At 62.5% G+C, this 19,407-nt stretch carries 17 protein-coding genes and 1 pseudogene; 10 read left to right on the top strand and 8 right to left on the bottom strand.

Annotated elements, in window-relative coordinates; all coding sequences use genetic code 11:
• Positions 1-77 precede the first annotated feature (77 nt).
• The 4 genes and pseudogenes from WG922_RS10840 (at position 78) to WG922_RS10820 (ending at position 5,488) form a co-directional block, all read left to right on the top strand.
• Positions 78-1,328, top strand: coding sequence for a TauD/TfdA family dioxygenase (locus WG922_RS10840; protein WP_340282599.1), 1,251 nt, complete (start codon positions 78-80; stop codon positions 1,326-1,328).
• A gap of 568 nt (positions 1,329-1,896) precedes the next feature.
• Positions 1,897-2,888: pseudogene (locus WG922_RS21990) on the top strand (Bug family tripartite tricarboxylate transporter substrate binding protein).
• Between the two features lie 86 nt (positions 2,889-2,974).
• Positions 2,975-4,468: an aldehyde dehydrogenase family protein gene (locus tag WG922_RS10825; protein ID WP_340282596.1), complete on the top strand. Its 1,494-nt coding sequence runs from the start codon at positions 2,975-2,977 to the stop codon at positions 4,466-4,468.
• A 537-nt stretch (positions 4,469-5,005) separates the two neighbouring features.
• Entirely contained in the window at positions 5,006-5,488 is a 483-nt protein-coding gene (locus WG922_RS10820; RefSeq protein ID WP_340282595.1) for a MarR family winged helix-turn-helix transcriptional regulator, read from the top strand.
• A gap of 97 nt (positions 5,489-5,585) precedes the next feature.
• Here WG922_RS10820 and WG922_RS10815 read toward each other — a convergent pair whose 3' ends face one another.
• Genes WG922_RS10815 through WG922_RS10800 form a run of 4 tightly spaced genes read right to left on the bottom strand, consistent with a single transcriptional unit; the run spans position 5,586 to position 9,253 of the window.
• A complete protein-coding gene (locus tag WG922_RS10815) occupies positions 5,586-6,053 on the bottom strand; it encodes a MaoC family dehydratase (RefSeq protein WP_340282593.1) in 468 nt (155 codons plus the stop codon).
• 15 nt (positions 6,054-6,068) lie between these two features.
• Positions 6,069-7,214, bottom strand: coding sequence for an acyl-CoA dehydrogenase family protein (locus WG922_RS10810; RefSeq protein WP_340282592.1), 1,146 nt, complete (start codon positions 7,212-7,214; stop codon positions 6,069-6,071).
• A gap of 13 nt (positions 7,215-7,227) precedes the next feature.
• A complete protein-coding gene (locus WG922_RS10805) occupies positions 7,228-8,415 on the bottom strand; it encodes a CaiB/BaiF CoA transferase family protein (protein WP_340282590.1) in 1,188 nt (395 codons plus the stop codon).
• A gap of 49 nt (positions 8,416-8,464) precedes the next feature.
• Entirely contained in the window at positions 8,465-9,253 is a 789-nt protein-coding gene (locus WG922_RS10800) for an SDR family NAD(P)-dependent oxidoreductase (protein ID WP_340282588.1), read from the bottom strand.
• Between the two features lie 87 nt (positions 9,254-9,340).
• Between WG922_RS10800 and WG922_RS10795 the strand changes: the two genes are divergently transcribed.
• The 6 genes from WG922_RS10795 (at position 9,341) to WG922_RS10770 (ending at position 15,052) form a co-directional block, all read left to right on the top strand.
• Complete coding sequence (locus tag WG922_RS10795) at positions 9,341-10,222, top strand: LysR family transcriptional regulator (protein WP_340282586.1); 882 nt, start codon at positions 9,341-9,343, stop codon at positions 10,220-10,222.
• 166 nt (positions 10,223-10,388) lie between these two features.
• Complete coding sequence (locus WG922_RS10790) at positions 10,389-11,174, top strand: enoyl-CoA hydratase/isomerase family protein (protein WP_340282585.1); 786 nt, start codon at positions 10,389-10,391, stop codon at positions 11,172-11,174.
• Positions 11,175-11,367: 193 nt separating this feature from the next.
• Positions 11,368-12,339, top strand: coding sequence for a tripartite tricarboxylate transporter substrate binding protein (locus WG922_RS10785; protein ID WP_340282584.1), 972 nt, complete (start codon positions 11,368-11,370; stop codon positions 12,337-12,339).
• A gap of 324 nt (positions 12,340-12,663) precedes the next feature.
• Positions 12,664-13,431 (top strand): 2-hydroxycyclohexanecarboxyl-CoA dehydrogenase, encoded by a 768-nt coding sequence (gene badH / locus WG922_RS10780; RefSeq protein WP_340282583.1) that lies wholly within the window; start codon positions 12,664-12,666, stop codon positions 13,429-13,431.
• A gap of 27 nt (positions 13,432-13,458) precedes the next feature.
• The gene (badI, locus tag WG922_RS10775) at positions 13,459-14,241 is read left to right on the top strand and encodes a 2-ketocyclohexanecarboxyl-CoA hydrolase (RefSeq protein ID WP_340282582.1); all 783 of its coding nucleotides are present in this window, start codon (positions 13,459-13,461) and stop codon (positions 14,239-14,241) included.
• A 28-nt stretch (positions 14,242-14,269) separates the two neighbouring features.
• Positions 14,270-15,052: an enoyl-CoA hydratase gene (locus tag WG922_RS10770; protein ID WP_340282581.1), complete on the top strand. Its 783-nt coding sequence runs from the start codon at positions 14,270-14,272 to the stop codon at positions 15,050-15,052.
• 28 nt (positions 15,053-15,080) lie between these two features.
• Here the strand turns inward: WG922_RS10770 and WG922_RS10765 are convergent, their stop codons facing one another.
• From WG922_RS10765 to WG922_RS10750, 4 genes are read right to left on the bottom strand one after another with little or no spacing between them, the layout of a single operon-like run.
• The gene (locus tag WG922_RS10765) at positions 15,081-15,989 is read right to left on the bottom strand and encodes a MaoC/PaaZ C-terminal domain-containing protein (RefSeq protein WP_445322818.1); all 909 of its coding nucleotides are present in this window, start codon (positions 15,987-15,989) and stop codon (positions 15,081-15,083) included.
• A gap of 6 nt (positions 15,990-15,995) precedes the next feature.
• Positions 15,996-17,150, bottom strand: coding sequence for a CaiB/BaiF CoA transferase family protein (locus WG922_RS10760; protein ID WP_445322817.1), 1,155 nt, complete (start codon positions 17,148-17,150; stop codon positions 15,996-15,998).
• A 44-nt stretch (positions 17,151-17,194) separates the two neighbouring features.
• Positions 17,195-18,400, bottom strand: coding sequence for an aminotransferase-like domain-containing protein (locus tag WG922_RS10755; RefSeq protein WP_340282579.1), 1,206 nt, complete (start codon positions 18,398-18,400; stop codon positions 17,195-17,197).
• Positions 18,400-19,398 carry an acyl-CoA dehydrogenase family protein gene (locus tag WG922_RS10750; RefSeq protein WP_340282578.1) on the bottom strand — a complete coding sequence of 333 codons (999 nt, stop codon included), beginning with the start codon at positions 19,396-19,398 and terminating at the stop codon, positions 18,400-18,402. Before WG922_RS10750 ends, WG922_RS10755 begins: the two co-directional genes overlap by 1 nt.
• Between the last annotated feature and the right edge of the window lie 9 nt (positions 19,399-19,407).

Here is a 19,407-nt window from a genome sequence, read left to right as displayed (position 1 = left end):
CCTGGGACGGCAGTTGCGCGAGCTGCGACAGGAGTTCGCAGGCGCCCACCGGGATGTCTGCTTCTGGCCGAGGCTGTGTGGAAACACTCGTGTTCGATTTGCCTGGCGATGGCGTGGGTGGCCGGATCGCGACCGAGTTCATACAGGTCACTCAGAAGCGCTGGAAGGCCGATATGAGTCTTCTGAAGTCTTCATGCGCACCCCGCGGCACGCAAAGAGGCTCATGCCCCGACCAGTTCCATTGCTTTCATCGCTTGCGCCGCGCGGCCTCACTGCCGGCCAGTACATGTTCCCGAGCCTGGTGGCGCACGATGAGCCGTCCACCTCCGCCGAACTGGCGCGACAATCGCGCATCACCGCCCGATGCATGGGCGACTTCATCAGGCCTGGAGCAGCGCGGCTGGATCGAGCGGCGCGGCGACCCGGCCAACCGGCGCGTCCTGCTGTTAGCCTCCACGGCCGAGGGCCGCAACGTCCTGCTGCGCTGCGAAGCCGCGGTGGACCAGGCCATCGGGCTTGAGCTCTCCGAAATCTCTCTTGCGGAGACCTTTAGCGAACCGGACCTAACCGCCATGCGCCAACTTCTGGTGCGTCACAAGCTGCTCGTGTTCCGCGGGCAGGACATCTCGCCCGCGCAGCACGTCGCGTTCGCTCGACGTTTCGGCAGCCTGGAGGTGCATCCCATTCTCCAACGTCATCCCGAGCAGCCGGAGCTGGTGACATTCGTGCACAACAGCGACAGCGTCGGGACGGAGAACGTCTACCACTCGGACACCTCGTTCAACGAAAAGCCCTCCATGGGTTCTGTGCTGCGCTGCGTCGAATGTCCCGAAGTCGGCGGTGACACCATCTTCGTTAACATGGTGGCCGCGTTCGAAGGCCTTCCTGACGTCGTGAAGGAAAAAATCGCTAAGCTGAGCGCGATCCATGATGCGTCGGTTGCGTTCGGAAACCGAACGCCGACACCAGAGGGTCGGGAGCAGTTACGCAAGGAGCTTCCGCCGGTTGAGCATCCAGTGGTGCGAACGCACCCGGAAAGCGGCGAAAAGATTCTGTACGTCAACGAGGCATTCACGAGCCACTTCGCCAACTATCGGCAAGTGAACGAAGGCGTTTGGAACCGCGACGCTCCGACGCAGGCACGTGAACTATTCGAGTTGCTCGTTCGTCAGGCACGGACGCCCGAGTACCAGGTGCGCATCCAGTGGGAGAAAGACACCGTGGTGTTCTGGGATAACCGCTCGGTGCAGCACTACGCGATCTCCGACTACTACCCGAACGTGCGCAGCATGATGCGTGCCACCATCATCGGCGAACGCCCAAACTGACGCTTTTAGAGTAGCTCGGCACGCGTGTGCTCGCGCCGACCGTGGGGCAACTGATAGAGGCCACGCTATAGCGGCGTCTGGCCTCCCTACCGTGACGAGGGCTCCTTAGTGCGGGAATACTGTTAGTGGGCCTCCCGGATCGGGACTATAGAGGGCTGCTGCCGACCCTCGTCGTGATTGGGGAAATGCGTTCTCCGTGGACTCCGACCATGCACGAGTCGCATGGTCAGCCATATCCCAGGTACCTGCAAAGCAGGTTTGCTTGGTGTTTGTCCCGGCGCGCACCTCTGCTTTCCGCGGCCAGCCATAGGTCATCACGTTGCTATATAAGCGCCTGAACCGCACCGCCATGCTCGCCTCTTCGTGTATACCCGAAGACCGCTTGCCTTCACCTGTCAGAGCACCCTATATTGGACAACACGATTACTTATCTGCTCAACTCTGCGGCCGCGCGGAAGGCGGCTCCGAGCAGACGTGCTCGCAAGGAAGTCTTGAAGAGCTACAAGCGTGCGGAGGTCGCATGCGCCGCGCATTAGCTTGATATCCAACCCCTGTACTGGAGCCCGCAATGAACACAAAGTCTGCTACTGTCCGCGCGCTGCTCACCGTCGCCCTATGCGGCGGCCTCTCCACGCCACACGCGCAGTCGCCAGCCGAATCGCGATTTCCCACGAAGCCAATCACCATGGTGGTGACTCTCCCCGCCGGGTCGGTGACCGACACGGTTGCAAGGGTTATCAGCGCGCAGCTGGCCGAGCGCCTAGAACAGCCGGTCGTCGTGCTGAATAAGCCAGGAGCCTCGAGCGGGGTAGCAATGGCCGCGCTGTCCCAAGCGCCCGCCGATGGCCATACGCTCATGTTCGGGGCCTCGAACATGGTCGGGCAGGCGGCGACCAATGCAAAGTTCGAGGAGGCGGTGCGCAAGGACCTAGTGCCAGTGGCCGAAGTGGTCCGCGGCCCCTTGTCATAGCAGTACACCCCAGCTTGCCAGTTCTCAACTTAGATGAATTAGTCACATATTCCAAAGCAAACCCTGGCAAGGTTAACTTCGGTAGTGTCGGCATCGGGAGCAGTGCGCACTTTGTCACGGAGTATTTCAAATCACGGACTGGAGCTGATCTGACCCATGTCCCCTATGCGGGAGCGCCGGCGATCCTGCAGGCCGCACTGCGCGGTGACGTCCACCTGCTTATGGAAACCCCGGCGCTCGTAAAGAGTCAGGTGGAGGATGGGAAGCTGCGGGCACTGGCGGTTACGGGTGACTCGCGGTACGCACCGCTGGCGCAAGTGCCTTCCACAAAGGAGGCTGGCGTCCCCGATCTTGATTTCGGTTTTTGGATGGGCGTCTTCGCACCGAAGGGTACGCCGCCAGCGACGGTGTCGAAGCTCAACGCCGTCCTCACCGAAATTGTGAAGAGCCCCGGCATGCGTAACCGGCTCACGGAGATGGGATACGTACCGGTAGGCAGTTCATCACAACAGTTCTCTGAGCGAGTGGACGACGCAATCACAAGGTTCACGAGAATCGCGTTGGAAAACAAGCTCCGGATCCAGGAGTAGGTATACGCAACCATCCCACCAACGCAAGATGAATGGCGACCGGAACGAGGTCCCCCTGCCCCGATAGCAAAAAAAGCACAGAGCTGATGATGACTTCACCCGCCATAAACCGCTCACACCCGTACATCGATGGCAAGGTCAAGCTGATGCTTATTGACGGAAAGTGGGTCACTTCCCTCAGCGGCAAGGTCTTTCAGTCTATTGATCTCTCCACCGGTGCTGTTCTGGCGGATGTGGCGTATGGCGGTGCAGAGGACATAGACCTCGCCGTATGCGCGGCGCGCAGAGCTTTCCAGGGTCCCTGGAGCAAGTTCAAACCATTCGAGCGGCAGCAGATCCTGCTGAAGCTGGCTGACCTGGTCGAGAAGCACTATGAGGAACTTGCGCGCTTGGATTCTCTGGACTACGGCGGCCCACTCAGCCGGACGCTTGGTCGGCGCCGCCGACACATCGGGTTGCTGCGTTTCTACGCTGGCTTGACGACCAATATCACTGGCTCCACCATCGAGAACTCTGTGCCCGGCGAAGCGTTCAGCTACACCGTTAAAGAGCCCGTCGGCGTGGTGGGAGGAATTTTCGCGTGGAACGCGCCACTGGACATGCTGATTTGGAAGATTGCGCCGGTGCTAGCGACTGGATGCTCCATTGTCATCAAGCCTCCAACTGAAGCAGCGCTCACCCCGCTACGCTTCGGGGAACTGTTACTCGAGGCCGGTGTCCCGGACGGCGTGGTGAACTTGGTGCCCGGCGCGGTCGAGGCAGGCGCCGCGCTGGCGCAGCATCCAGGCGTGGACAAGATTAGCTTCACCGGCTCCACCGCCGTCGGCCAGTCCATCGTCCGCGCGTCCGCTGGCAACCTCAAGCGCGTAACGGTGGAGCTCGGAGGCAAGTCGCCCGACATCGTCTTCGCGGACGCGGACATCGCCGCCGCAGTGCCCGCGGCGGCCATGGCTGTATTTGCCAACGCAGGGCAGGTTTGCGCGGCAGGAACCCGCCTTTTCGTTCAGCGAAGTATCTACGAGGACTTCCTCGCGCGCGTGACGGACTTCGCTCGCACCCTAAAGGTCGGCGATAGCATGGACCCAGCTACCGACATGGGCCCGCTGATTTCAGCGCGCCAGGTGGACCGCGTCATCGCGTACATGGAAACCGGGGTCTCGGAAGGGGCCCGGCTCCTGCACGGTGGCGCACGTGCGGTGGAAGTGGCAGGTGGAATGGGGTTCTTCGTGCAGCCGACCGTATTCGCCGACGTGACTGACGACATGACAATCGCACGCGAGGAGATCTTCGGGCCGGTGCTTTCCGCGCTCCCGTTCGACAGTGTGGAGGAAGTTATCGCACGTTCTAATGCCACCGCGTATGGATTGGCCGCCGGCATCTGGACGAGCGACATCAGCACGGCGCATCGGGTGGCCAGGGGCGTCAGGGCCGGATCCGTGTGGGTCAATTCTTATTCAGCGATGGACCCGGCCGTACCTTTTGGCGGCTACAAGATGAGCGGGTATGGGCGCGAGTCGGGCGCGCAGCACCTCGAGAGCTTTCTTGAAACCAAATCCGTGACCATTAAGCTAACGCAATGAGACTCACAAGAACCGGTGATCACCGGAACGAGCGAGAGATCGCGGGGCAAGCTGGGCCCGCGTAGGACAACAACGATTAGCTACACCCGACCACTTGCAGAGAACCCGCACTTTGAGCGCTACCGCCGGAGTTCTTGGGCGGCGGCCACGGGCGCTCACTGAACACGTGCGGCACACCGGAATGACGGGGAAGGTGCGCTGAAGAGGGCTTGATGAAGCTCGCGCGCGTATGCGAATCGGATGGGGATGGCTTCCCTGGCGACCTCACGAGCTGAGGGCCGCTGCACAACGACCATCGCTCCGGCCTTGAATGATGCGCCAGCGGATTGCAGAGACCAGGTTTGTCCACAGGGGTGGGTTCCAGCGGTGGCGGATCCGCTCGAGGAACAAGTTTGATCTCAACCTGGTTGCTGGGCGGCCGCTGTGAACAGCTTGGTATGCTCTTCACGGTCACGCGGAGCGGAAGTACGTGACTCGGATTGAAGCTCGCACACCCTGACTAGCATGTCATACCAGCCAACACAACCAGGACCTGTGATGAAGGAAGTCCGTCTCGAACTCGCAAACCGGTTCTTCTTTAGGCTCTATCAATGCGCGAATATGCTGCACAAGACCGGCAGCCGCGCCGTCGCCGACGAGGGTTTGACAACTCAACAGTGGGCCATTCTCGGTGCGCTCTCCAGGGCTGAAGCCGGAGGCGGCATGAGCGTCGGGGATCTTGCGCGATACTTAATGGTGAGTCGGCAGAACCTTGCGGGAGTTCTCAGCCGCATGGAACGAGACGGGCACGTGCAATCCGCCGCCGATCCTTCGGACGGTCGTGCGCGCCTGATCGTCATGACAACTCCGGGCCGCAAGGTTTGGGAACAGGATGCACTTCCCAAAATACGCGTGTACTACGAGAAGGCTCTCAAAGACTTCTCGACTAACGACCTGACTCACGCCCTGCACTACATGCTCAAGTTGCTCGAAAACATGAAGAAGGTCGATGACGAGACCTCTGGCGAGCCAACGGACTGACATCGCAATTATGCGCCGCGTCTCATCGAAAGCAACGGATTGAGCACTTCGCTTCCATCACTCGCCGGAAACCACCGGAAGTTAACCATCGTATCGCTCAAGAAACTCCACTACGGCACTTGATCATCCGTGTGGGCGTGTAGGTCAGGACCACCTCGCCGGTCTGCTTAACCACCTGATTGCGGGTGCGCACCAGCCCGCGATGGGGCCGGCTTTTGGAAAGTCTCGCCTCAAGCACCTCCACCTCCACGTGGATCGTGTCTCCGACAATGGTGGGCGAAACCACGTTCAGTTCCATGCCTAAAAAGGCAAACCCCGTATGTTGCATGGTCGCTTGCACCAGCAGCCCTTCAGCGAAAGTTTGCGCCAGCATTGCGGGCACGAGCCTGCTCTTAATGTCTGACTCCTTCTGCCTGAACTCCGCATTGGTGAACAACACTTCGACCATTCCGGTGCAATTCACGAAGTTAACGAGATCCGTCTCCGTGACAGTTCGACCGATCGTCTTGAACTTAAGCCCGACAGGCATGTCTTCGTAATAGAAGCCCAGGCCAACTGTTTTCATGCTAGCTCCCTTTTGTTAGTGGCGCACCGGCCCTAACAGGGCGTTGGCGACGATGTTTCGCTGAATTTGGTTTGTACCTTCAATGATCTGCAGGACCTTGGCATCACGCATATACCTGTTTATGGGGTATTCCGCCGTGATCCCAGAGGCGCCGAAGAGCTGGACTGCGTCAATGCTCACCTTCATCGCAGTGTCGGTGGCAAACGTCTTGGCAGTCGCGGCCATCGGAGCCAGAGCTTTGCCCGACAGACCATCGTCGATCATCTGGGCAACGCGATAGACAAGGCTGCGAGCTGCTTCGATCTGGATGGACATATCGGCCAGAATCCAGCGCACGCCTTGAAAATTGTCGACCGTTTGACCAAACGCACGCCGGCTTTGGGTGAATTCAATTGCGTGGTCCATCGCACCTTGCGCCAGTCCGACGCCGCGCGCGGCGTGAATCGGACGAGCAGTGTTGAACGCCTCCATCACCCGCTTGAACCCGCCCTTTTCTAGGCCGAGGCAATTCTCAGTGGGGACGAAAACGTCATCGAGAAAGAGTGGACACGAGGGGATGCCGCGGGCACCGATCTTCTCTTCCTTGCGCCCGATCTCGAAGCCCTTCGTCCCGCGTTCCACGAGAAAGAAATTGATTCCGGCCGGCGTGTTGTCGTCGCCGGTGCGGGCGGCCACGAGGATATAGTCGGAGATTGGCGCGCCTGTGCACCAAACCTTGGCACCCGAAATGCTGTAGCCGCCAGGGCGCCGATGCGCGCGTGTCTTAATTCCATTCACGTCCGAGCCGCTCTGGGGTTCCGTGACCGAAATCGATGCGCGGCGCGCCCCACTGGCGAGGTCAGGAAGAAGCTGACGCTTCTGGTCGTCCGTCCCGCCGGAAAGCACCGCGCCGAAGGCGGTCCACTGCACCACCAAGAGGTACGCGGTGTTGTAGCAAACGCGGCCGAGCTCCTCCACCGCGAGACAGGCGCTCAAAGTGCTGTTTGCGCCGCCGTACTCCTCCGGAAAGGGCAGGGCAAAGATCCCCAAGCCCTTCAGTAGATCGAACATATCCTGCGGATACTCCGCGGTGCGATCGATGTCGGCCGCCCGCGGGGCGACCTGTTCTCTTGCGACCCTGCGCAGGAGATCCTGTACTTGGCGATGGTCTTCGTTCAGCATCTGTATACCGCTTTCAAATGATGGATCGCTCGCGCAGCGCGGCAATTTCGATGTCGGACATTCCCAGTTCGCGCGCGAGCACTTCATGGGTGTGCTCGCCGAGAGCGGGCGGTGGCAGGGTGTAGCGCACCGGAGTCCCGGAGAGCTTTACCGGATTACCGGCGGTTTTCACGACTCCTTTAACCGCATCCGGGAAACTGACAACCATCTCCCGGGCAGACAGTTGAGGGTCGCCGGCTAGATCCGAGATCCGGTTGATCGGGCCGGCAGGGATGTTGGCTGCCTCAAGTTCGCTCAGCCAGACACGGCTTTCGCAAGTCCTCAGCCGAGCCGACATGAGCGCAATCAGATCGTCCCGGTGTTCCACGCGCCCGCCGTTCCTGGCGAAACGGGAATCGAACGCCCACTCGGGGTGTCCCAGGAGCGTCGCCACGCGTCCGAACTGCGTGTCGTTCATAGTTGCAATGATGATGTGGCCGTCCGCGGTGGGGAACACGCCGTGCGGGCATGCGCTGGGGTGGTCATTCGATTGCTCGATCGTCACACCGCTGTTGAACCAAGCGGAGAATACGTTGAGCATCATCGAAACTTGGCAGTCGAACAGTGCGACGTCGATGCTCTGGCCCTTGCCGGAAACATGGCGGTGGTTTAATGCCGCCAGCACGCCGATTGCAGCTGTCAACCCTGCCGCGTAGTCGGCGATCGGCAGCCCCGCGCGAGTCGGCCCCGTGCCCGGCTTGCCGGTGACGGACATGACACCGGCCATGCCCTGCATCAGGAAGTCGTACCCCGGCCGCTCTCTGTACGGGCCCGTCTGGCCGAAGCCGCTTACGGAGCAGTAGATCAGCCGAGGATTGTCGCGGGCGAGCGTTGCATAGTCCAGCCCGTACTTGTCCAGCGTTCCGGGGCGGAAATTTTCCAGGAGAACATCGGCCCCGGAAATCATCCGCCGCAGCAAGTCCGCGCCTTCAGGCTGCGCGAAGTCGAGCGTCACGGACCGCTTTCCCCGATTCACCGCCGCTGTATAAGTCGCCTCTTTCAGGACGTTGCCTTCCTTGTCCTTCATCCATGGAGGACCGAGGTGTCGCACGTCGTCCCCGACGACTGGACGCTCCACCTTGATCACCTCCGCACCGAGGTCCGCCAGGACCTGCCCCGCCAATGGGCCGGCGATCACCCGCGTCAGGTCGATGATCCTCACGCCCTCAATGGCTCCGGTTCTCGTAGTCATATTGTTCTGCGGCCTGCGCCTACCAGCCTCCAAAGGAAAGTCCACCGTTAACGCTGATCGTCTGGCCCGTCACCTGCGCCGAGTCGTCTGTCGCGAGGAAAGTTGCCACGTTCGCCACTTCCGTCGCATTGGGCGGGCGGCCCGACGGAAACTTCCCCAGCGCCTTCTCGAAGAGGCGGGTCTGAAAGGTCTGCTCGGAGAACACGCGGGAATAGCTCGCGGTTTCCGAGGTAATCGTCAGGGCCAACCCGTTGACCCGGATATTCCAGCGGGCGAACTCTCGCGCCAGAGCCTTCGTCAGCAGGATGACGCCTGCGCCGAAAGCCCCCACCATTGATTCGCCCGGAGTCGGGTGTCGCGCCGCGTCAGTGCCCATGAGAACCACCGCACCGCCACGCTGCCGCAAATAGGGCAAGGCGGCATGAACGGGGTTAATGCGCGCGAAAAAACGCGAGTTGAAGCTGTCGAAGATTTCGCGGCCGGACATTTCGGCGAATGGCATCGGACGTACCGCGCCTGTCGCTCCACAACTCACGAGAATGTCGATGGCCCCTCCCTGCGCAGCGCGCTGCGCCACTTGTGTTGCGGCGTCATGGTCAGCGCAGTCGCCTGCGACGAACGAAGCCACTTCACTGCCGGTGGCGCGCTGCAACTCGTCAACCGCGTGGGCGCCCTTGGTCGTGTTGCGTCCGTTCAGGACCACGCGAGCGCCTCGTCGCGCCAGGTTTTCCGCGATGCGCAGGCCCAGCCCTTCCGTGGAGCCGGTCACCAGCGCCACCTTCCCCTGAAGGTCGTCCAAAGTCTTCATGCAAGGTCTCCTGATGCACCCATGGTAGAGAGGGAACTCGTCGCTGTAAAATATAAGTTAGGGCATTCGTCATAAGCGATATTAATAATGGAACTGCGACAGCTGCGCCATTTCCTGGCAGTCGCCGAGGCGAGAAATTTCAGCCGAGCGGCGCAGACGCTGCACATCGCGCAGCCCGCACTCTCGATCTCAATCCGGAAGTTGGAAGAAGAGATTGGCGCGAAACTCCTGGAGCGCGGGACGAGGAACACCACCCTGACCGAAGCCGGGCAGATCGCTCTTGAATCCGCCCGCAGTGCGCTGGCGCATATCGACGACATCAGCCGCCTTGCCACGGCGGTTGCGAGGGGCGAAGCGGGCCTGCTGCGGATCGCGTTCGTGGGGGGTGCCAGCTATCGCATCCTGCCGAGATATCTGCCGGAGTTCCGTCGCCGCTATCCGGAGGTCAAGCTGGAGCTGCTCGAGAGCACGTCGCTGGAGATAGTCGAGAGCGTACGCAGTGGCCTAGTTGATTGCGGAATCGTGCGCCATCCCCTGATAGACGCAGCCGGGCTCTCCACCCGGCTGCTGGAGGACGATCCTTTAGTGGCAGCCATTCCGCGCGGCCACCGCCTCGCTTCTAAACCCCGTCTTTGTCTGCACGACCTGGCGAAAGAGCCGTTCATCCAGTTCTCGAGGACACGAGCGCCGTCACTGAACGCGATCATCGCCTTGGCCTGTCGGCGCTCGGGCTTCGAGCCGAACGTCGCCCAGGAGGCGCTCCAAATCCAGACCATCATCAGTCTGGTAGAGAGCGGCCTTGGCGTTGCACTGGTGCCTGAATCGTCCAGGGCGAGCTCCGGACAGGCAGTGGAGTTCCGCCCGCTCGCCGACCACAAGGAACTGCTGAAAGTCGGTCTCGCCCTTGTCTTCAGCGCAGCCCGCGAGAAGCGGCTCGCGCAGAACTTCGTCAGTACCTTAGCCCTGTAGAGGTTGCGGCGCGGCCGGAACTTGTAGTGCAATAGGTTGTCGCACACCCACGGGCGAGCCGATCGATCCTCGCGCTACGGGTATACACCCGTACGGCTTGCCTTTCCAATCTGCGGCGCCTATATTGGGGCAATATGTTGTCAGATAGCCCCGACCTGTTAAGCGCATGAAAACCGACGGTCCAGTCATTCTGAATACCGACGACCACGGCGTAGCGACACTCACGCTCAATCGGCCCGAGCGGCGCAACGCGTTCGACGTCGAGATGATCGACCGTTGGCACGAGCGCCTCTCGAGCGCTCTGGCCGATCCAGAGGTACGCGTCATCGTAGTCACCGGGTCGGGCAAGGCATTCTGCGCGGGCGGTGACCTGGACGAAGTCATCAAATTCCGTACCCAGGACAGCCTAGCCCGGAAAAATTTCCTCTGGGAGCACGTGCACAAGATCGCCTTCGCCCTGGAACGGGCGGACAAGCCGGTGATCGCAGCCGTGAACGGTGCAGCCAGTGGCGCCGGTTGCGACATGGCCCTGATGTGCGACCTGCGGATCATGGCCAGATCTGCCGTATTCAGCGAGAGCTACATCCGCCTCGGATTGATCGCCGGTGACGCCGGCACCTACTTCCTGCCGCGCTTGATCGGCGTCGCGCGCGCACTGGAGTTGTTCTGGACGGGTCGTGAAGTTCGTTCGGACGAAGCGGAGCGCATCGGCATGGTGAATCGCGTGGTCGATGATGCAGACCTTCTTCCTGCCACTTACGAGCTCGCCCGGCAGATCGCGTCCCAATCGCCGCAGGCGGTCCGGTTTTTCAAGAGAGCTGTTTACCAGAGCCAGACGCTGCCCCTGGCAACGCACCTGGACATGGTGTCCTCGCACATGGCAGTGCTCGAGGACACAGCGGAACACCGCGCAGCCCTTGACGCCCTCATCGCACGCGTGCGGGGTGCTTAGCGCCACTTAGGAGAGACAAATGCGCGGCGGCTCCACGGCTTCATTCGCAACAAGGCTTATAGCCGCGCCTACCGTGGCGAACGCGCAAGACAGAAGGAGTGTGGCTGGTCCCCTGAAAAGGGGCTCATGCGCGGCTCGCGCACTCCCGTATTTGAAGAGCCTTCCATCATCTCATCACCCCTCAGGAGACACCATGTTCAAGTTCGCCAAACTAGCGGCCTGCTCCCTCATCGCAGCTTCGCTCACGACGTCGGCTGTGGCCCAAGCGCGGTATCCCAGCAAACCCATCCGCTTCGTAGTCGGCTTCGCCGCCGGCGGAGCCTCTGACGTGGTCGCACGCACCTTGTCGGAATCCATGGGCAACATCCTGGGGCAGCCGATCATCGTGGACAACAAGCCAGGGGCCGACAGCCTCATCGCGACGCAGTTCGTCGCCGGAGCCGAGCCGGACGGCTACACGGTGATGGTCGGTGTCAGCAGCCATGCGATCAACGCGAGCCTATATACGAACTCCAAAGTGGACCCCGTGAAGGACTTCGCACCCATCGGAATGATCGGCGACTCGCCCAATCTGCTGGTGGTTCACCCGTCCGTGCAGGCTCGAACCACGGAGGAGTTGATCGAGTTGGCCAAGTCCAAGCCGACTTATCTGAACTACGGCTCTTCAGCAAGCATCACTATGCTCGCGACCGAGCTTTTCAGCGACATGGCCGGAATCAAGATGACCCGCATCCCCTATAAGGGGTCGGGCCAAGCGGTGCCCGCCGTGATGGCAGGTGACGTGCAGGTGTTGTTGTCAAGCGCAATCACCCTGCTGCCGCACGTGCAAACGGGCAAGGTACGTCCCCTCGCGATCACCAGCGCCCGCCGCTCTCCACTGGCCCCGGACGTGCCGACCGTCACGGAAAAGGCCTTGCCCGGCTATGTCGCCACCACCTGGTACGCCCTCTTCGCTCCCGCCGGCACACCAACTCCGGTCGTCACGCAGCTCAACGCAGCACTGAACACTGCCCTTGCGAATCCGGCTACGGCGCAGAAGCTGCAGGCACAAGGTGTGGACATCACCCCCAGCACGCCTGCCGAGCTGCAGAACTTCGTGCAGAAGGAGGTCGTCAAGTGGGCCAAGGTCGTGAAGGACACGGGGACGGCAAACGCACCCAAGTAGATCGACAGGACCGCCGATGGGGAGCCGTGCCCGCGTCTGGCGCGCACGGCTTCCGGCCGTCTGCCGCACCCAAAGATAGCCTGAGCAACGGGTTGTCTGGTTTGCAATTCATCTGCACCGATGCAGATGAAGATCGGTAGCCCGCGCTGCAGCGCATGCAAAGCTAGCAAAGCTAGCAAAGTCGAGCCCAACCAGGTCCGAATGAACCGCTTGTCAGCAATGTGGCCAGCACCTATACTAGGACAACTAATTGTCATATCTAGCGCGTTTCGGCTGTCGGCCGCAGGCTCGCAAGGCACTACCTGAACCTCTATGGAGAGCAGCATGCAACGATTTGAAGGAAGGACCGTTATCGTGACCGGCGGCGGCGGCGGCATCGGCGGCGCCACCTGCCGCCGCTTGGCGCAGGAAGGCGCGCGCGTTGCCGTGTTCGACATGAACCTGGACGCCGCCGAATCCGTGGCGGCAGCCATTCGCGACGCGGGCAACCAGGCGTACGCTTTTCGCTGCAACATCACCAGCCGTGCCGAGGTTGACACAGCGGTGGCGGCCGCGCAGGCGCAACTCGGGCCTATCGACGTGCTGGTCAACAACGCTGGCTGGGACATCTTCAAACCATTCACGAAGACCCAGCCAGACGAGTGGGACAAGCTGATCGCCGTAAACCTCACCGGGGCGCTGCACATGCACCACGCGGTGCTGCCTGGGATGGTCGAACGCAAGGCAGGCCGCATCGTCAACATCGCCTCGGACGCTGCGCGGGTGGGCTCCTCCGGCGAGGCTGTCTACGCAGCCTGCAAGGGCGGACTGGTCGCGTTCTCCAAGACGCTCGCGCGCGAGCATTCGCGCCACAACATTACTGTGAACGTCGTCTGTCCCGGCCCCACCGACACCGCGCTGTTCGCCGACTACAAGAAAGGCGCCGGCGACCCGGTCAAGCTGGAGGAGGCTTTCCGCCGCTCCATTCCGCTGGGCCGCCTGGGCCAGCCGGATGACCTGCCCGGCGCCATTGCGTTCTTTGCGAGCGATGACGCCGCCTTCGTCACCGGACAGGTACTGAGCGTATCCGGTGGACTGACCATGGCTGGCTGATCTCCTTTTTTTTCCCAAGGACACTGCATGGACTTCGAAGACATCCTCTACGAGATTCGCAACGGCGTTGCCTGGATCACGATCAACCGCCCTGAGAAGATGAACTCGTTTCGCGGGCAGACCTGCGACGAGCTGATCAAGGCGCTGAACAAGGCAGGTTACGACCGCAACGTGGGCTGCATCGTGCTGGCCGGCGCCGGCGACCGTGCCTTCTGCACCGGCGGCGACCAGTCGGCGCACAACGGCAACTACGACGGACGCGGCACTATCGGGCTCCCAATGGAGGAACTGCACACTGCGATCCGTGACGTTCCGAAGCCGGTCATCGCCCGGGTGCAAGGCTATGCCATCGGTGGCGGGAACGTGCTGTGCACAATTTGCGACCTCACCATCTGCTCCGAGAAGGCGATATTCGGGCAGGTGGGCCCCAAGATGGGCTCGGTCGATCCCGGTTACGGCACGGCTTTCCTGGCCCGCGTCGTCGGCGAGAAGAAGGCGCGCGAGATCTGGTATCTGAACAAGCGCTATTCGGGCCAGGAAGCAGTCGCGATGGGGCTCGCGAATGCCTGCGTGCCACACGAGCAGCTCGACGCGGAAGTTCAGCAGTGGGCCGAGACGATCTGCGAGCGCAGCCCCACCGCGATCGCCATCGCAAAGCGCAGCTTCAACATGGACACCGCGCACCAGAGCGGTATCGCCGGCATGGGAATGTACGCGCTCAGGCTCTACTACGACACCGAAGAGTCGCGGGAAGGGGTCAATGCGCTCATGGAAAAGCGTAAACCTGACTTCCGCAAGTACGCCAAGTAGATCGATTCGCGCTGCGCCCGCTGCCACCATGCCCATAACCGAACCTGTCGTACTGATCGAGACCATCGGGCGTGTGGGCGTGCTCACCTTGAATCGCCCGCGCCAGTTGAATGCACTGGATGACGCGCTCATGGATGCCTTGGGGGCAGCATTGCTCGACTTCGACGCGAATGACACCATTGGCGCCATCGTGATCACCGGCGGTGACAAAGCCTTCGCCGCCGGCGCGGACATCTCGGCCATGGCGCACTGGAGCTACATGGACGTCTACCGCAGCGACTTCATCACTCGCAACTGGGAAACGATCCGCAAGGTGCGAAAGCCCGTGATCGCCGCTGTCGCTGGCGTCGCCATGGGCGGCGGCTGCGAACTGGCCTTGGCGTGTGACATCGTGATCGCCGCCGAAAGCGCAAGGTTCGGGCTGCCGGAGATCAAGCTGGCGCTCCTCCCCGGGGCCGGCGGTACGCAGCGCCTGCCACGCGCTATCGGCAAGGCCAAGGCCATGGACATGTGCCTCTCGGCGCGGGTGATCGACGCGACCGAAGCTGATCGCTTCGGCCTGGTGTCACGCGTGGTGCCCGACGAGAAACTGCGCGAGGAAAGCCATGCGTTAGCGGCTCGCGTCGCCGGGTTCTCCCTGCCCGCGTTGATGGCGCTGAAGGAAGCGGTCAACCGCGCTTGGGAGGCATCGCTCTCGGAAGGCATAGGATTCGAACGACGCCAGCTGCATGCGCGCTTTGCCAGTGAGGACGCACACGAGGGGATGAAGGCATTTCTCGAAAAGCGCCTCCCTGACTTCACCCATCGCTGACCTGCCGGGGTGTCCGCCCGTCCGCCGGTCAGACGCTCCGCAGTGGCGGCGTGGCAGTAGAAGGACTGGCGACTTCGACGATGCCGTTGTCGAGGATGCGCGCACTGCGATTGATCGCCTCCGCTCGCATGGCGAACCGCCCTGGACCCGTGGGCCAGAAGCTGACCCTCAGCGTGTCGCCGGGGAAGGCAGGAGAACTGAAGCGCACGGCCAGGCGACGCAGGCGCACGGGATCCCACCCGCAGCACACGCGCAGGACGGCGCACGCCGCCAGCCCGAACGTCCCAAGCCCATGCATCACGGGTCTTTCGAAGCCTGCGCGCCGCGCAACGGCGGGATCGACGTGCAGCGGGTTTCGATCGCTGCTGAGGCGGTAGATCAGTGCGGCCTGCGGCAGCAGGTCCAGGTCCACTGCCGCCGCTGCCGGGCCCATGTCTTCGGGCAACTCCGGCAGCCTTTCGGGCCTGGGATCATTCTGTGTGTCCGTCGCAGCGAAGCCGCCGTCGACGCGCAGCACATCGATACGCCGCGCGCGCGCAAGGATGCAGCCTTCCCTATCGACAATGTCACGCTCTATTCCCATCAATGCGCCCTTGCCGGTGCCGCGGTCATGCAGCGCATGAACCCTGTTTCTCCCTATCAATGTGCCCGCTGTAGGCAATGAGGCGAACAGCTGGAGGTCCTGCTCCGAATGCAGCATGTGCTCCCAGGCGATTCCCGAGACCGGATCCCGGTACCAGGTGCCTGGGCTGCCGATGATCGCCGCCATGGTGGGCACGACCTTCAGGCACTTCTCGTAGACAAAATTCAGCTGGCGCTCGTCGGTGGGGTCGGCGCCCAGGCCCACGCCCAGCGCATAGAGCATCACATCGCGCTCGTCGTACGAATGGACGATGTCGCCGAAAGGCCAGCTCCGGACCGCAGCGGGATTGATCATCGGAATTCAGGAAATGGTGCCAGCCCGGCGCAGCGCTTCGACTGCATCTGCGTCGAGCCACTGTTCGAGTGCGGCGGTGTTGTTCCGGGAGGTGATCTCTTTCGGCCCCACGGGCGCACCCGGGGCCGTGCGACTGAAGCGGGGAGCGACGGCGGGTTGCAGCACTCCTTCGATTTCGCAAAAGGTGCCACGCTGCTGCAGGTGCGGGTGCTTCGCCGCCTCCCCCCAGGAGAGCACCGGCGCGAAGCAGACATCGGTGCCTTCCAGGATTTCGCACCATTCGGCGCGCGGGCGACGCTTGAAGCGCTCGGCGAGGATGGCCTTGCCCTTGGGCCAGTTGTGCGGATCAGTGTGGGGCCCGATCTGTTCGGCGGAGATTTCCAGTCGTTCAAGGAGCTCGTCATAGAAGCGCTGCTCCACCGCAGCAACCGATATGAACTCGCCGTCGGCACACTCGTAGACTTCATAGAAATGCGCGCCGCCGTCCAGGAGGTTGTTGCCGCGCTCGCCTTGCCACATCCCCGCTCCCAGTAAACCGAGGAAGATCGTCTGGAGCGACGCTACGCCATCCACCATCGCTGCATCGACCACCTGGCCTTTCCCGGATCGACCTGTTTCAAACAGGGCCGCCAGCACGCCAAAGGCCAGGTATAGCGAGCCGCCACCGTAATCACCGATGACACTGATCGGAACGGTCGGCTTCTGTCCCGGGCGACCCAGCGCTGCAATAGCGCCCGCCATGGCGACGTAGTTCAAATCGTGTCCGGCGGCCTGCGCCAAGGGACCATCCTGGCCATAGCCCGTCACTCTCCCATAGACCAGTCTTCCATTGCGACCCAGCGCAACGTCCGGCCCCAGGCCGAGTCGCTCCATCACCCCCGGCCTGAACCCTTCCAGGAGAATGTCGGCCTTGTCCACGAGCGTCAGGACCAGCTCGATTGCCGCTGGATCCTTGAGGTCCACGCCAATGACGTCGCGGTTGCGCAGCAGCAGGTCGTACTTCCGGGGGCGCTGAATGCCAAGGTCGGCCGGCGTTCGCCGGTCGACCCGGATCACCGTCGCGCCCAGGTCCGCCAGGAGCATCGCACACATGGGAGCCGGTCCGAGCCCGGCCATCTCTATGACCTTCAGGCCGCTGAGCGGCCCAGTCTTTGCAGTCACATGCGTCTCCATTTGTTTGAAAAACTGGACACTGCCTGCTGGCTTCAGCACGCCTGCGAAGGCAGGTTCTCGCGAACGGCGGCGGCAAGCGCCTTCATGCCGATGTCGATCTGCTCCGCGCTGGCCGTGACGAAGGAAAGCCGCAGCGTCCGGGGGTCAGGTTCACTCGCGTAGAACGCCGCGCCCGGAACAAAAGCCACGTTCTTCTCCACAGCCTTGGACAGCAGAGCCGCGGAATCCATGCCGCGGGGCAGCCGCGCCCAGAGGAACATGCCACCCTCCGGCACGTTCCAGTTCACTCCCATACCCTGCATCTCGCGCTCCATGGCGGCCAGCATGGTGTCACGCTGCGCGTGGTACAAGGCCCGGATGGTCGGCACGTGACGATCGAGGAAGCCGTCACGCAGAACTTTGGCGACCAGCCGCTGGTTGAAGCTGGGACTGTGCAGGTCGGCCGCTTGCTTCGCCTGCAACAGCTTGGACGTGATCGCGGCTGGCGCGATCACGTACCCCAGGCGCAACCCCGGCGCCAAAACCTTAGAGAACGAGCCGAGATAGATCGACCCTTGCGGATTGCGTGCGGTTAACGGCGCCGGCGGGGGCGCGTCGAACCAGAGATCGCCGTAAGGGTTGTCTTCGACGATTGGAAGGCCGAGCTCACGCGCGGTCTGCACCAGCGCCTGGCGGCGCGGCTCGCTCGTCGTGCGGCCGGTGGGATTCTGGAAATTCGGCAACACGTACACGAAGCGCGCACCCTTAGTCTTGGCGGCCAGGTCGGCCACGTCGAGTCCCTCGGCGTCGGCAGCAACGCCAACCACCTCGGGTTCCATGGGCGCGAAGGCCTGCAGTGCGCCAAGATACGTCGGAGTCTCCACCAACACGCGGCTGCCGCTGTCCACCAGCACCTTAGCAACCAGGTCAAGGCCCTGCTGGGAGCCCGTGGTGATCAGCACCTGCGCGGGATCGACATCCCACGGCAGCATGTTTGCCACGGCCTCCCGCAGGGGGCCGTAGCCTTCGCTTGCGGCGTACTGCAACGCCCCACTCCCGTCTTCGTGCAGCACCTCGGCGCACGCCTGCGCAAAGGCATCCACGGGAAAGGTCTTCGGCGACGGCAGTCCACCCGCAAAGCTGATGAGGCCGGGTCGTTCCGTGACCTTCAGGATTTCCCGGATCACGGAGGCGTTCATCCGCTCGGCACGGCGCGCCAGGGTCCAACACGTGGGAGGTTTCAGGTCGTCGGGCTTCATCAATGGCTGTCCGTGGTGGCCCGTATCAGGTCCAGTGCCAATCCTTCGCGCCGGTTCACCAGCTCGTCGCCCAGCACCATGTGCCAGTACGACTCGGATCCAGCGGCGCCGCGCCATGCATAAAGCCGGCGTGTGTGCAACTGCAGGTCGAACTCGGCAGTGAAGCCCAGAGCCCCATGAACCGAATGGGCGATCGAAGCCGCTTCAAGCGCGGCTTCGCTGGTGCGAGCCTTCGCCACGGCGACCCTCAAGCGCTCCGGCGTGCACGTTTCCGATTGGCATCCGATCTGCGCCGCCATGCGCGCGGCAAACGTGTGCTCGGCTAACACGCTCAGCTGGTGTTGGATGGCCTGGAACTTCCCAATGGGGCGTCCGAACTGTTGTCGGTCATTAGCGTACTGCAGGCTTCGCGCAAGAACGCTCGCCAAAGCCCCAGCGATTTGCGCCGCGGTCGCGCAGGCGTGATGCACCTGCAGGTCGTATCGGCCGGGTACCCGCACGGACTGCGCGACTGAGGCCTCGCTCCATTCGAGCGCCGCGTCCAGCGGGAAAACTCCACGAGCGCCGAGCGCCTGATGCACCGGCAGCAGGACAGCTGCGTCCTCGGCGGACGTGAGCACCCAATCCGCCACGCGGCCAAAGGCAACCTCTGTGCAGCGCACGCCCCCGGACCCGCCCGGGACGCCAGCAGCGATGGTGATGCTGCCCAGCGGGCGCTCTACATCTGCCTGCGCTAACAGCGCACGCGCCAACATGGTGTGCGCCAGTGGGACCGGCACGGCAAAAGTACCGCACAGCTCCAGCAGAGGGTACACCTCTCCGAGCGCTAGGCCGGCGCCGCCGGCGGACTCGGGCAGCAAGGCATCGGCGAAGCCGGACACCTCGATCTTCGACCAGAGCGTGCCTGCGGGCTCTCCTGCCTCGATCGCGCGCACCAGGTGCGGAGTGCATTCATCCTGCAGCAGTTTTTGCAGGCCTTCAGTGAGGAAATCGTGCACCCTCGTGTC

The organism is Ramlibacter sp. AN1015 (assembly GCF_037726105.1).
Lineage (GTDB): Bacteria > Pseudomonadota > Gammaproteobacteria > Burkholderiales > Burkholderiaceae_C > Ramlibacter.
This window is presented reverse-complemented; position numbering and strand designations above follow the sequence as displayed.